The organism is Limoniibacter endophyticus (assembly GCF_014652835.1).
Lineage (GTDB): Bacteria > Pseudomonadota > Alphaproteobacteria > Rhizobiales > Rhizobiaceae > Limoniibacter > Limoniibacter endophyticus.
Genome location: NZ_BMZO01000001.1, coordinates 389,109 through 402,278, shown reverse-complemented (window position 1 = coordinate 402,278; position 13,170 = coordinate 389,109). Strand labels below are relative to the sequence as shown.

Genomic DNA, 13,170 nt, shown 5'->3' with positions numbered 1-13,170 from the left:
GGCTAGAAAACGAAAACGTCCGCCGCCTGCAATCGCGGCGGACGTTTTCGTTTTCATCAGGTTTCGCGCAGAGGCTGCCCGAGGCGGCCTGCAAGATCCTGGATGAACTGATAAGCTACGCGGCCGGAGCGGCTACCTCGAGTTGTGGCCCATTCAATCGCCTCGGCCCGCAATCTTTCGGCATCGATCTTCAACCCATGATGCGCGACATATGCATCGATCATCTGCAGATAATCATCCTGACTGCACTTGTGAAAGCCAAGCCACAGGCCGAAGCGATCCGACAGCGAGACTTTCTCCTCGACCGCCTCTGACGGATTGATCGCCGTCGAGCTCTCATTTTCGATCATGCTGCGCGGCAGAAGATGGCGGCGATTCGATGTCGCATAAAAGAGGACGTTGGCAGGGCGTCCTTCGACACCACCGTCAAGGGCTGCCTTGAGCGACTTATAGGACGTGTCGTCGTGGTCGAATGAAAGATCGTCGCAGAACAGTACGAAATAATGCTGGCTCGATTTCAACAAAGTCATCAGATGCGGCAGCGTGTCGATGTCTTCGCGATGGACCTCGATCAGCTTGAGCCGTTTCGAGGTTTCCTGTCTTTCATTAATGGCCGCATGAACCGATTTCACGAGCGATGATTTACCCATGCCGCGCGCGCCCCACAGCAGGACATTGTTGGCAGGTAGGCCGCGGCCAAAGCGCTGCGTATTGTCGAGGAGGATATCGCGTACATGATCGACACCGCGTATTAGGCCTATATCGACGCGGTTCACGCGGAGAACCGGATCCAGAGTGGTCTTTTCGGCGTTCCACACGAAGCAATCTGCGGAATCGAAGTCCGGATTTTCGGGCGCTGCTGGAGCCATTCTGGACAGCACATCGATCAAAAGATCGAGCTTTCGCTCGATCCGGCTCCAGGTCTCATCAGTCATTTTCGGCATTTCCTCCACAGTAGACGGCTTTTCGGCATGCACCATAGGACACAGATGTGTGATCTCGCAAACTTTCTGTAAGCTACGGAAATCATGGATTTATTTGCAATCTTCTGTCTGTTTTTGCAGGTCCCGGCAACGAATCCTTGCCGAACGGAACTACCTTTGTGATCTGCGTGAAGATGTTCCTTTGCGGAAAAGCCTGCACGGATCGCCGCCTCTTGTTGCAATGAGCGGCGCAAAGTCTATATTCCGCGCACATTTACAATGCGGCTTTTACGCCGAGATCCTGGGAGTTCTCCATGTCTTTCGTCACCCCGGCATATGCGCAGGCAGCAACTGGCGGCGCGCCTGAAGTGCTGATGTCTGTTCTGCCCTTCATTCTTATTTTCGTACTTATGTATTTCCTGCTGATCCGTCCGCAGCGCACCCAGATGAAGAAGCGCCAGGAACAGCTTAATGCGATCCGTCGTGGTGATACGGTCGTGACGGGTGGTGGCCTCTTGGGTAAGGTGACCAAAGTGATCAATGACAACGAGCTCGAAGTTGAAATCGCGCAAGGTGTCAAGGTCACCGCAATCCGTTCGTTGATCGCCGATGTCCGCGTCAAGGGCGAACCGGTCGCCAACGAAAATACCCAAAAATAGCCGTTAATCTAACGTACGTTTATTGATCCGCCATACTGGACGCCATTCATGTTCTACTATCCGCGTTGGAAGACCTTTGCCATTTGGGCCGTCGTTCTGCTTGGCATTATCGTTGCCTTGCCGAACGCCTTGCCGCAATCCGTGCTATCACGCGTGGAGGGATGGCTGCCGACGCGGACTTTGACACTTGGCCTTGATCTCCAGGGCGGATCTCACATTCTGCTGCAGGTTGATCGCCAGGATCTTATCAATGAGCGCGCGACTGCCGTACGCGATGAAATCCGTACGGCTCTACGTGATGCACGCGTCGGTTATACGGGGCTGACGGGGAGCGGACAGACCCTTCAAGTGCGCCTGCGCGATGCGGTCGATGCGGAGAAAGCACGCACGGCGCTCAACCCGCTGACCGAGCAGGTTTCTGGCGGGCTCTTCGGAACGACATTGTTGCGGGAAGTCGAAATCGACCAACCGGAACCAGACCTCTTCCGCATTTCGCTCACCAATGAAGGTATCGACCACCGCGTTTCGAACGCCGTGACGCAATCGATCGAAGTCGTCTCGCGTCGCATCAACGAGCTTGGTACAACCGAACCAATCATCCAGCGTCAAGGCGATGATCGCATTCTCGTTCAGGTTCCTGGTCTTCAGGACCCGGCGCGCCTGAAGGAAATTCTTGGCCAGACCGCCAAGCTCACCTTCCAGATGGTGGATCAATCGACGCCGGTTCAGGAAGCGATTCAGGGACGCCCTCCGGTTGGCACGACCGTCATGTATTCGCAGGACGAGCCGTCCGTTCCCTACCTGATCGAAGATCGCGTTATCGTATCGGGCGAAAACCTTGTCGATGCGCAGGCGACTTTTGAGCAGCAGACCAACCAGCCTGTGGTTTCGTTCCGCTTTGACTCGCGTGGCGCGCAGCGTTTCGGCCAAGCGACGCAGCAGAATGTGGGGCGTCTGTTCGCCATTGTGCTGGACGACAAAGTCATTTCTGCACCTCAGATCCGCGAACCGATCCTTGGGGGCAGCGGTCAGATTTCCGGTAACTTTACGGTACAGGGCGCAAACGACCTTGCCGTGCTTCTGCGTGCCGGTGCATTGCCCGCCGACCTGACCATCGTAGAAGAGCGGACGGTCGGTCCGAGCCTTGGTGCGGACTCGATTGCGGCTGGCGAAGTGGCGGCCGGCATTGGCACTTTGCTCGTCGTCATCTTCATGCTGTTTTGCTATAACAGCCTGGGCATCATCGCCAACCTGGCCCTGGTGGCAAATATCGGGATGCTGATCGCGATCTTGACCACTCTTGGTGCAACGCTGACCATGCCAGGCATTGCCGGCATTGTGCTGACGATCGGTATGGCGGTCGACGCAAACGTTCTGATCTACGAGCGTGTCCGTGAGGAACGGATGAGTGGAAAGTCGCTTATTCAGTCGTTCGACCAGGGCTTCCAACGAGCCATGGCGACTATTATCGATTCGAATGCGACGGCTTTCATTGCTGCCTTCATTCTTTTCTACATGGGCTCCGGACCGGTTCGCGGCTTTGCAGTGACCTTCGTTATCGGCATTGCGACCACCGTGTTTACGTCGGTGACTTTGACCCGTTGGCTCGTGTCTTTCTGGTTGCGTCGCTTCAAGCCTACGGAAATCCCGCGTGGTATCGCGGCGCGCCTTATTCCTGACGGCACGAAATTTCCATTCATGCGCCTGCGCCGACTAACCTTTACGCTTTCTGCGCTTGCTACGATCGCAGCAGGCGTATTGTTCATGACCAAGGACATGAATTACGGAATCGACTTCCTGGGCGGCTCGGTAATCGAAATTCAATCGAAGGAGCAGGTAGCCGATATCGCCGATGTTCGCGAAAAGCTTGCGGGACTCAATCTTGGTGAAGTTCAGGTGCAGGAGTTCGGATCACCGCGTGACGTGATGGTCAAGCTGCAGGCTCAGGAAGGCGGCGACGTCGCTATGCAGCAGGCGGTCGAGCAGACACGTGCGGCTTTGGGCGATCAATATGAGTTCCGTCGTGTCGAGGTCGTAGGTCCTACCGTCTCCGGCGAATTGGCGCTGGCCGGTACACTTGCTGTTCTTGCGTCGCTCGCAGCTATGCTGGTCTACATATGGATACGCTTCGAGTGGCAGTTTGGCGTCGGTGCAGTCGTTTCGACAGCACATGATATTGCGATGATGGTGGGTTTCTTCGTAATTTTCGGCATCGAATTCAATCTGACAAGCATCGCTGCCATCCTGACAATCGTCGGCTACTCGATCAACGATACTGTCGTCATTTACGATCGTATCCGTGAGAATTTGCGACGCTACAAGAAGATGCCCCTCGAAGAGGTCATTAACATCTCGGTAAACCAGACGATGTCGCGCACCTTGCTGACGGCGACGACTACTCTGCTGGCGCTGTTTGCGCTGTACTGGTTCGGCGGCGAGGTCATTAGCTCCTTCACCCTGTCGATGATTTTCGGTATTCTGATCGGTACGTATTCGTCAGTCTTCATTGCAGGGCCGATGCTCATCCTCTTCAAGTTGCGCCCAGACGCTTTTGAAGAGAAGGGAGAAGAGGATAAGGCACTGCCTACCGCAGGCGCACAGTTCTGATGGAGCAGAACAAGGGTATATTGATCCGCGAAGCGCATTTTCCCGGCAAGGCTCCTATTGAGGCTTACGGAAATGGTGGATTTCGCTTCGCGGATATGTCCCATAAGGGCTCGATCCTCTGTCTGCCCTCAGGGGTACACGGCTGGAAAGTCCAACCTGTCTGGCCGGTAGAAATTGAGGATCTGAGCCCGATTATCGCCGAAAAGGCGGAGATCGAGTTTCTCCTGGTGGGGACGGGCAAGGAATTGATGCCAATCCCGCGCGCCATGCGCGTTATGTTGAAGGAACATGGGCTTTCTGCCGATCCAATGTCGACGGGTGCGGCAGTCCGCACGTATAATGTGCTCCTTGCCGAAGAACGCCGCGTTGCGGCGGCCCTCATTGCCGTGGACGAGGCTTGACGCCTGATGGCCGACAGCGCCGATGCAATCGCCGCAGATTTACGCAGCGCCGATTCCGATCGTTATCTCGCGACGCTTTTCGCGCCTGCTGAAAAGCGTCGCGCCTTGCAGGCGCTTTATGCCTTCAATGTCGAGATCGCCGGTATTCGCGAGAAGGTGACGCAGCCACTCGCCGGTGAAATGCGTATTCAATGGTGGCGTGATCAGTTGCAGGCGGCGGCACGTGGCGCTGCCGACGCAGAGCAGGGGCATCCGGTTCTTTCCTCGTTGAATGAAGCGATCACTGTTTACGCTCTGCCTCTTCAAGCTTTTGACAACTATCTGGAAGCGCGAATTTTCGACCTTTATGACGATCCGATGCCGTCGAAGACCCATCTCGAAGGATATCTCGGCGAGACCTCGAGCGCACTGCTTCAGCTTGCGGCGCTCATTCTTGATCCGGTGAGCGCGGCAGGTTTTGCCGACGCTGCAGGACACGGCGGTTGCGCACAGGGAATGGTCGCGATTCTTCGAGCGTTACCAGCGCATCGCCGCCGCGGACAGGTTTACATGCCCGGAGATATTTTGAACGCGACAGGCTTGTCGGCCCAGGAATTCAATGCGGCAGGTGATGGGCGCAGCGGCATGGCCGTCGCCGCACTTGCTGCCGTGGCACGTCAACATTTGCGCGATTTCGAGAAGGCTGCGAAAGCTGTGCCTCCAGGCTTGCGCCCCGCTTTCCTGCCACTTTCCATAGTTGGGCACTATCTTGATCGGATCGAGGCAGACCCGCAGCGCTGTCTTTCTGCTCCCCCGTCTGTTTCCCCGCTCTGCCGTCATTTGAGTTTGCTTGGGCGTGCGCTTCGAGGGTGGTAGGCAAAGCGTTTTCCGATGCGCTATACAATGACCGAAACATGTCATGACCGAAGTGAGCCAAATGAACGTTCTGCGCATTGCAATCGCCCAGCTCAATCCAACCGTCGGAGATATTGCAGGCAACCTTGCCAAGGCGCGCGCTGCTCGGGCGGAAGCGGCACAAGCCGGTGCAGACCTCGTTCTCTATACGGAACTGTTTATTGCAGGGTACCCACCGGAAGATCTCGTGCTGAAGCCGGCTTTTGTCGCGGCTTGTGAGCGCACAGCCCTTGAGCTGGTGGCGGATACGGCTGACAATGGTCCCGGCATTGTCATAGGCACTCCGTTAAAGCGCGACAGCGGGTTGCATAACGGCGTTCTAATTGCCGATGGTGGCAAGGTGATTGCCGAACGCTTCAAGATTGATCTTCCAAATTATGGCGAGTTTGATGAGAAGCGCGTTTTTCAGGCAGGTCCCGAACTGCAAGGACCGGTCAATTTCCGCGGTGTGCGCATCGGCGTTCCTGTGTGCGAGGATATCTGGGGCAATCTAGGTGTTTGTGAGACGCTTGCCGAGAGTGGCGCCGAGATACTTCTGGTTCCCAATGGCTCGCCCTACCATCGAGACAAGATGGATCACCGCTATCAGGTCGCAATCCGGCAGGTTATCGAAACCAATCTTCCCTTGATCTATGCCAATCAGGTAGGAGGCCAGGATGAGCTCGTGTTCGATGGCGCCTCCTTCGCAATTTCTGCGGAAAAGAAGCTCGTCATGCAGATGAGCCAGTTCGAGGAAAGCGTTCTAGTCACTACCTGGAAGCGCGAGGAAAGCGGATTTGTCTGCGCGGAAGCACCGATGAGCCGCCTGCCAGAAAATGAAGAAGCCGATTATCGAGCCTGCATGCTGGGGCTCCGCGACTATGTGAACAAGAACGGCTTCAAAAGTGTGGTGCTTGGGCTTTCTGGCGGCATCGATTCGGCCATCTGTGCGGCGCTGGCCGTCGATGCGCTGGGCGAGGAGCGCGTGCATTGCGTCATGCTGCCATATCGCTACACGTCCGAGGGATCGATCAAGGACGCGGAGGCCTGCGCCAAAGCACTCGGTTGTCGCTATGATACGGTTCCTATCGTCGAACCGGTGGAAGGCTTTACAAGCGCTCTGGCCGAGATGTTCGAAGGCACGAATAGTGGCGTCACGGAGGAAAATCTTCAGTCGCGGTCGCGCGGCGTCATACTGATGGCGATCTCGAACAAGTTCGGCGCTATGGTCGTCACCACCGGCAATAAGTCCGAGATGTCGGTTGGCTACGCTACGCTTTATGGCGACATGAATGGCGGCTTCAACCCGATCAAGGACCTTTACAAGATGCAGGTTTACGCGCTGTCGCGCTGGCGCAATGCCCATGTGCCGGCAACTGCGCTTGGACCAAGCGGCGAAGTGATTCCCATGTCGATCATCGAGAAGGCACCATCCGCTGAATTGCGCCCTGATCAGAAAGACGAGGATTCACTGCCGCCGTATCCGGTACTTGATGACATTCTTGAGTGTTTTGTTGAGAATGAGATGTCGGTCCCAGAGGTTTTGGCACGAGGGCACGATCGGGAGACGGTCGAGCGTATCGAAAACCTGCTCTACATTGCCGAGTACAAGCGCCGTCAGGCCGCACCGGGCGTGAAGATCACCCGCAAGAATTTTGGGCGCGACCGGCGCTATCCGATCACCAATCGCTTCCGCGACAAGAACTGATTTTTTGAACGCTTTTACAGGTTAATCATGTCCGTTACCGTTCGTTTCGCGCCGTCGCCTACCGGCAATATTCACATTGGCAATGCACGCACTGCATTATTCAACTGGCTTTTTGCGCTGAAGAACGGCGGTGCGTTTATCCTGCGCTTCGACGACACGGATGTTGAGCGTTCGAAGGATGAATATGCGCGTCAGATTGCAGAAGATCTGGACTGGCTGGGCATCAAGCCTGCGCAAACCGCCAAGCAGTCAGAACGTTTTGCAATTTACCATGCTGCGGCGCAGACGTTACGCGAAGCGGGCCTTCTTTATGCATGCTACGAAACGGCAGAGGAACTGGAACTGCGGCGCAAGATACAATTGTCGCGTCGCCTGCCGCCGGTCTATGATCGTGCGGCGCTGAAACTAACCGAAGAGCAGAAAGCTGAATATGCAGCCGAGGGGAGGAAACCGCACTGGCGCTTCCTTCTTCCCAATTTTGATGCTGATCCCTTTGTGGTCGCCCGCCATGTTGTTGAATGGGATGACGTTGTTCGTGGTCCGCAGACCGTGGATCTCGGCTCTCTTTCCGATCCGGTGCTGATCCGCGAGGACGGCACTTATCTCTACACGCTGCCTTCCGTCGTCGATGACATCGATATGGGAGTGACCCATATCATTCGCGGCGACGATCATGTGACCAATACCGGTGTGCAGATCGCCATTTTCGAGGCCTTGGCTGGTAAGGGACAAGCGCCGAAATTCGGCCACCACAATCTCATCACCACGACCAGCGGTGAGGGGTTGTCGAAGCGCAGCGGCGCACTTTCCATCAAGAGCCTGCGTGAGGAAGGCGTCGAGCCGATGGCGGTGGCATCGCTCGCATCGCTTATAGGTACTTCCTCGGCAGTGGAAGCGAAGCCCGACATGGCCACGCTTGCTGCGCAATTTACACCGGATAGCAGCGCCAAGTCGTCGTCGAAGTTCGATCCGGAGGAACTTTGGGTTTTGAACAAGGAGCTGGTACATAACCTCTCATACGAAGCGGTGCAGCCGCGTCTCACGCGGTTGGGGATCGCCGGCGGCAAGACGGAAAATTTCTGGGAACTTATTCGCGGCAATCTCTCACGCGTCGATGAAGCTGCCGACTGGTGGGGCATCGTGACACGAGGTCCAGACAAGACGGAAAGTCTGGATGGCCAGGACGTTGCTTTCGTACGAGAGGCTTTCGATCATTTGCCCCCGGAGCCATGGAGCCGTGAAACCTGGAAAACGTGGACGGATGTCGTGAAGAAAACAAGCGGGCGCAAAGGTCGCCAGCTTTTCATGCCCCTACGTATTGCGCTTACCGGGAGGTCTTCAGGACCCGAGCTTGCAGATCTATTGCCCCTTTTGGGTCGGGAAGAAACACTGGCCCGACGACCCTGACGCTCCCTTGGGTGGTTTCTCCCGTTTCCGCAAAGAGCTTCATGATCGAGTTTTTGTTCAAGCCGCCTTCAATATTTGCGATTATTTCCGGAGCCGCATGTGGGTCCGGCCGTATAAGCGGAAGTATTGCGGGAACGGGTAATTTGCTGGACCTGATCGTCTTTGCAGCCCTCACGCTCATAGGAGGACGCTTCCCGCCATTCGGCTGGCAGGTACAACCGGGTCGGCTGGAGGAAAGAGAGCGGTAGTCGAAGGCCGCGGGCAGGTCAAGATATGGCCGCCCAGTCGTCACGGCAACCATGTCTTCGCTCTCTTCATCATTGACGTCGTGATAATAAAGCTGAGCATCTCCTGCCGGGCACATCGCTTGGCAGTTTTTCTGGTCGCGAGTGAAATCAGCGCGATTGGAAACGCCTGAGATCGGGAAGAAATAGCCATCGCAGCTGCGAACACATAAAGTGCGGTACCGACCAGCTGCGAGGCGTGGAACCGTCCCATTATCGGCACGCTGCGTGCGCTCCTGCCCCTCCCGATTGCGTCGGGAAGAGTTGGCGTTGTCACTTCCTCTTCTCACTGCTGCTTTTTCGACGTTCCGAGTCCGATCGCCAGCCGCGGCATCGCATTTATAATTGCGCAGGGCGGACAAAAGACGAGCTCGACGTTGCTGAATGGCAGCGCTGCTCGTTCGGGCTCCGCCCATCGCGTTTTGCAAGTTGCGGATATCACTACGTATTTTGGGGCAGGAGCGACCACCACCAAGACCAAGAAAGCCGCTGTTGCAGTTTTCCCGGTTCAGCGCGGCCTGAAGGCGCTGCATCTGTCGGCGTTGAGCGCCATTATCACGGGCAGCCGCGGGAAGAGAAGAAAGTTCAATGCTGATTTGTCGGCATTGCCGGGATTGCGCGACACTTTCACCGGATAAAAGCGAGAAAGACAGTACGAGAAATGCGAATGCAACGAAACGCCACGACATCTTCAGCATCCTGTATGTACTCTGGTGGAGCATCACGTAAAATTATTCGCGACACCCCTTAAGAATGCATATCCTCTTGAATCTACTTTCACGGTCTATGGAGATATTCCAAGGGTAGCAGGAAAAAACAATGCACGCCTTCCAAGGGAAGGCGTGCATTAGATTGCACTAAAATTCCAAAGAGGAAAAGAGAAAACGCCCGGTATTATTTTGGCTTTACGGCGCGGCTATTAGCTTCGACGACAGCGAGAGCGGTCATGTTAACGACACCGCGTGACGTGACGGAACGGGTCAGAATATGCGCAGGTGCAGCAGGCCCAAGCAGGATTGGACCGACGTGCAGGGAGTTGGTCATTTCACGGATTGTTGTCAGGGCAATATTGGCCGCATCAATGTTGGGGAAGACCAGTAGATTTGCTTCACCTTTCAGCGTCGAATGCGGATAGACGCGTTGACGCAACTCTTCCGATAAAGCGGAGTCGCCATGCATTTCGCCATCGACTTCGAGATCTGGTGCGATTTTTCGCAGCACTTCCGCGGCTGCGCGCATCTTGAGTGCGCTCGCCGTGTCGCGCGATCCGAAGTTGGAGTGGGAAAGCAGAGCGGCTTTCGGCGTGATGCCGAAGCGGCGGATTTCTTCGGCAGCAAGCACGGTCATCCGTGCAAGTTCTTCTGCGCTCGGATTTTCCGAGACATAGGGGTCGGTCATGAAAACCACACCCTTTTGGCTGATAAGCAGCGAGAGCGCGGAGAAATCGTCCTCACCAAGACCTTCTCGTGCTCCGAGGATAAGTTTCACATGACGAAGATGACGCGAGAATCGACCTTCCAGGCCACAGATCATGGCGTCAGCCTCGCCGCGTTTGATCGCAAGTGCTGCAATCACCGTCGGATCTGTGCGCACCAGGGCGCGGGCTGCTTCCGGTGAAACGCCACGACGACCGGCAAGCTGACTCAGCAGATCGACATAATTACGATAACGTGGATCGTCTTCTGGATTGATCAGTTCAAAATCGACGCCTGCGCGGATTTTCAAGCCGTAGCGCTTGAGGCGGGTGTCGACGACGTTGGGACGACCAATCAGGATCGGTTGTGCCGTGCCGTCTTCCAGCACGATCTGGGCTGCGCGCAAGACACGCTCGTCCTCGCCGTCTGCATAGATGACGCGGTTGGCAGATGCGTTCTTCGCGGCTGAGAAGACTGGCTTCATCACGAGACCGGAGCGGAAGACGAAGCGATTGAGCTTGTCGAGATACGCTGGCATGTCCTCAATTGGACGTGCAGCAACGCCGCTTTCCGTTGCTGCCAGAGCAACAGCTGGTGCAATGCGCAGGATGAGGCGCGGGTCGAATGGCGAAGGAATCAAATAATCCGGTCCGAATGTCGGTGTTTCCCCGGAATAGGCCTTTGCCGCGACGTCTGAGGGTTCTTCGCGAGCAAGGGCTGCGATGGCGCGTACGGCGGCCATTTTCATCTCTTCGTTAATGGCACGAGCGCCGCAATCGAGCGCACCTCGGAAGATATAGGGGAAGCAGAGTACGTTGTTCACCTGATTAGGGAAGTCGGAGCGGCCGGTGCAGATCATAGCATCCGGGCGCGCCGCACGCGCGAGTTCGGGCATAATTTCCGGCGTTGGGTTGGCGAGCGCCAGAATGAGCGGTTTTTCTGCCATTGTGGCCAGTAATTCGGGTTTAAGCACACCCGCAGCGGAAAGACCCAGGAACACGTCGGCATCACCGATAACGTCAGCGAGCTCTCGCTTGTCGGTCTCCTTCAGATAGGGTTCCTTCCAGCGGTCCATCTCCTCGACGCGGCCTTTATAGGCAACGCCGTGCCGGTCGGTGATCCAGATATTGTCGGTGTTGGCACCCAGAGAGACAAGAAGATTGAGGCACGCGAGGGCCGCCGCACCAGCACCTGAGGTGACGATCTTCACGTCCTCGATCTTCTTGCCGGCGAGGTCGAGACCGTTCAGCACGGCTGCCGCGACGATGATCGCCGTCCCATGCTGGTCGTCATGAAATACCGGAATCGACATGCGCTCTTTCAGCTGCTCTTCGATTTCAAAGCATTCTGGGGCCTTGATATCCTCCAGATTGATGCCGCCGAAGGTTGGCTCGAGCGCTGCCACCGTGCTGACCATTTGATCGACGGTCGGGGCATCCAGTTCGATGTCGAATACATCGATATTGGCGAACTTCTTGAAAAGGACAGCCTTGCCTTCCATTACCGGCTTGGAGGCAAGAGGCCCGATATTGCCAAGGCCGAGAACTGCTGTGCCATTGGAGACGACCGCTACCAGATTGCTGCGGGAGGTGTATTTGGCGGCAGATTCGGGATCATCCTTGATGGCGAGGCAGGGAACTGCCACGCCGGGCGAATAGGCAAGCGCCAGATCGCGCTGATTGCCAAGGGGCTTGGTAGACTGGATCTCAAGCTTCCCCGGGGTTGGGAACTGGTGGAAGAAAAGCGCCGCCTGATCGAACTCGGAGGTGTTTTTCTTTGTGCCTTCTGAACTCATCTATCTTCGCCCTTTTTGATCTCGCGCCATCTGGCCCCAGCCGTTGCCGAACCTTTAGAGCAATTCCGGCAAAAGTAAAAACCGGTTTTGCGTCGAGAATTGCGTCGGAACGACTGCTCTAGCTGCATTGGCGGTAGCCGGTCAAATCAGGTTCTCAGTTTACAAGTGGATGGCGAGGAAAGCTGCAGGATAGTCAGGATTGTCGTCGTCCGTCATATCTCTGTTGCACGATTCAGCCATAGGAAAACCAGCTTTCATCCGGCCGGAGACGGAATCATGACCGCGAGGGAACCGCGCAAATTTCGAACGCTGTTCATTTCCGACGTGCATCTGGGCTCAAAGCCCGCAAAAGCGGATTTTCTCATCGACTTTTTGCGTCACCATGAGGCCGAGCATCTCTACTTGGTAGGCGATATCATTGATGGCTGGCGCCTGAAGCGCTCCTGGCACTGGCCGCAATCGCATAATGACGTCGTACAAAAAATACTCCGCCAAGCTCGCAAGGGAACGAAGGTTACGTATATTGCGGGAAATCACGATGAGTTCCTGCGCCAGTTTCAGGGGCGCCATTTCGGTGGCATCGAGGTTGCCGACCGCGTCGTCTTTCACAATGCCAATGGCAAGCGATATCTGATCCTGCACGGCGACCAGTTCGACTCGATCGTGCACAATGTTCGCTGGCTCGCTTATCTCGGTGATCGCGCTTATGACGCCTCGATCCTCATCAACCGCGCCGTTGCCTTCGGCCGCAGGCTCCTTGGCATGCCGTATTGGTCTTTTTCGGCCTGGGCGAAGGGCAGCGTCAAGAAAGCTGTCAGCTTCATCGATTCCTTTGAAGAAGTCGTGGCTCAGGAAGCGCAGCGCAGCGACGTCGATGGCGTCATTTGCGGCCATATCCATCATGCCACGATCCGCGTGATTGACGGAATCGAATATATCAATACCGGCGACTGGGTCGAAAGTTGCACAGCTGTCGGCGAGTATTTCGACGGCAGAATGGAGATTCTCCGTTGGACGGAGATCCAGTCAGATATGCCTATTGCGAGCGAGAAGCTTGTGCCGGTAATGCTCCCGCCTGAAACGGCCAAGGCGGCGTAG

11 protein-coding genes are annotated in these 13,170 nt (G+C 56.0%); 8 read left to right on the top strand and 3 right to left on the bottom strand.

Annotation, left to right across the window (positions count from 1 at the left end):
* Positions 1–56: 56 nt before the first annotated feature.
* The gene (locus IE151_RS02030) at positions 57–935 is read right to left on the bottom strand and encodes an ATP-binding protein (protein ID WP_189487344.1); all 879 of its coding nucleotides are present in this window, start codon (positions 933–935) and stop codon (positions 57–59) included.
* Positions 936–1,237: 302 nt separating this feature from the next.
* Between IE151_RS02030 and yajC the strand changes: the two genes are divergently transcribed.
* The 6 genes from yajC to gltX are packed head-to-tail and all read left to right on the top strand — an operon-like array spanning position 1,238 to position 8,578.
* Positions 1,238–1,582 (top strand): preprotein translocase subunit YajC, encoded by a 345-nt coding sequence (yajC, locus tag IE151_RS02025; protein WP_189487342.1) that lies wholly within the window; start codon positions 1,238–1,240, stop codon positions 1,580–1,582.
* Between the two features lie 48 nt (positions 1,583–1,630).
* Positions 1,631–4,189, top strand: a complete 2,559-nt coding sequence (gene secDF / locus IE151_RS02020) for a protein translocase subunit SecDF (RefSeq protein WP_189487340.1) — start codon at positions 1,631–1,633, stop codon at positions 4,187–4,189.
* Positions 4,189–4,590 carry an Mth938-like domain-containing protein gene (locus IE151_RS02015; RefSeq protein WP_189487338.1) on the top strand — a complete coding sequence of 134 codons (402 nt, stop codon included), beginning with the start codon at positions 4,189–4,191 and terminating at the stop codon, positions 4,588–4,590. The genes secDF and IE151_RS02015 overlap by 1 nt, the downstream gene beginning before the upstream one ends.
* Before the next feature lie 6 nt (positions 4,591–4,596).
* Positions 4,597–5,445 (top strand): phytoene/squalene synthase family protein, encoded by an 849-nt coding sequence (locus IE151_RS02010; RefSeq protein WP_189487337.1) that lies wholly within the window; start codon positions 4,597–4,599, stop codon positions 5,443–5,445.
* A 43-nt stretch (positions 5,446–5,488) separates the two neighbouring features.
* Positions 5,489–7,171, top strand: a complete 1,683-nt coding sequence (locus IE151_RS02005; protein WP_189487335.1) for an NAD+ synthase — start codon at positions 5,489–5,491, stop codon at positions 7,169–7,171.
* Positions 7,172–7,198: 27 nt separating this feature from the next.
* Positions 7,199–8,578: a glutamate--tRNA ligase gene (gltX, locus tag IE151_RS02000; RefSeq protein ID WP_189487333.1), complete on the top strand. Its 1,380-nt coding sequence runs from the start codon at positions 7,199–7,201 to the stop codon at positions 8,576–8,578.
* Here gltX and IE151_RS17910 read toward each other — a convergent pair.
* Positions 8,496–9,278 carry a DUF2865 domain-containing protein gene (locus tag IE151_RS17910; RefSeq protein ID WP_382344718.1) on the bottom strand — a complete coding sequence of 261 codons (783 nt, stop codon included), beginning with the start codon at positions 9,276–9,278 and terminating at the stop codon, positions 8,496–8,498. The genes gltX and IE151_RS17910 overlap by 83 nt on opposite strands.
* On the opposite strand from IE151_RS17910, the gene IE151_RS01990 reads away from it, so the two are divergent.
* Positions 9,240–9,500, top strand: coding sequence for a hypothetical protein (locus tag IE151_RS01990; protein ID WP_189487329.1), 261 nt, complete (start codon positions 9,240–9,242; stop codon positions 9,498–9,500). The genes IE151_RS17910 and IE151_RS01990 overlap by 39 nt on opposite strands.
* 256 nt (positions 9,501–9,756) lie before the next feature.
* Here the strand turns inward: IE151_RS01990 and IE151_RS01985 are convergent, their stop codons facing one another.
* Positions 9,757–12,072 (bottom strand): NADP-dependent malic enzyme, encoded by a 2,316-nt coding sequence (locus IE151_RS01985; RefSeq protein WP_189487327.1) that lies wholly within the window; start codon positions 12,070–12,072, stop codon positions 9,757–9,759.
* Between the two features lie 276 nt (positions 12,073–12,348).
* On the opposite strand from IE151_RS01985, the gene IE151_RS01980 reads away from it, so the two are divergent.
* Positions 12,349–13,170, top strand: coding sequence for a UDP-2,3-diacylglucosamine diphosphatase (locus IE151_RS01980; RefSeq protein WP_189487326.1), 822 nt, complete (start codon positions 12,349–12,351; stop codon positions 13,168–13,170).

Coding starts and splice junctions, on each gene's coding strand:
- IE151_RS02030 (WP_189487344.1), bottom strand. CDS start 935: ATGACTGATGAGACCTGGAGCCGGATCGAGCGAAAGCTCGATCTTTTG.
- yajC (WP_189487342.1), top strand. CDS start 1,238: ATGTCTTTCGTCACCCCGGCATATGCGCAGGCAGCAACTGGCGGCGCG.
- secDF (WP_189487340.1), top strand. CDS start 1,631: ATGTTCTACTATCCGCGTTGGAAGACCTTTGCCATTTGGGCCGTCGTT.
- IE151_RS02015 (WP_189487338.1), top strand. CDS start 4,189: ATGGAGCAGAACAAGGGTATATTGATCCGCGAAGCGCATTTTCCCGGC.
- IE151_RS02010 (WP_189487337.1), top strand. CDS start 4,597: ATGGCCGACAGCGCCGATGCAATCGCCGCAGATTTACGCAGCGCCGAT.
- IE151_RS02005 (WP_189487335.1), top strand. CDS start 5,489: ATGACCGAAGTGAGCCAAATGAACGTTCTGCGCATTGCAATCGCCCAG.
- gltX (WP_189487333.1), top strand. CDS start 7,199: ATGTCCGTTACCGTTCGTTTCGCGCCGTCGCCTACCGGCAATATTCAC.
- IE151_RS17910 (WP_382344718.1), bottom strand. CDS start 9,278: ATGGGCGGAGCCCGAACGAGCAGCGCTGCCATTCAGCAACGTCGAGCT.
- IE151_RS01985 (WP_189487327.1), bottom strand. CDS start 12,072: ATGAGTTCAGAAGGCACAAAGAAAAACACCTCCGAGTTCGATCAGGCG.
- IE151_RS01980 (WP_189487326.1), top strand. CDS start 12,349: ATGACCGCGAGGGAACCGCGCAAATTTCGAACGCTGTTCATTTCCGAC.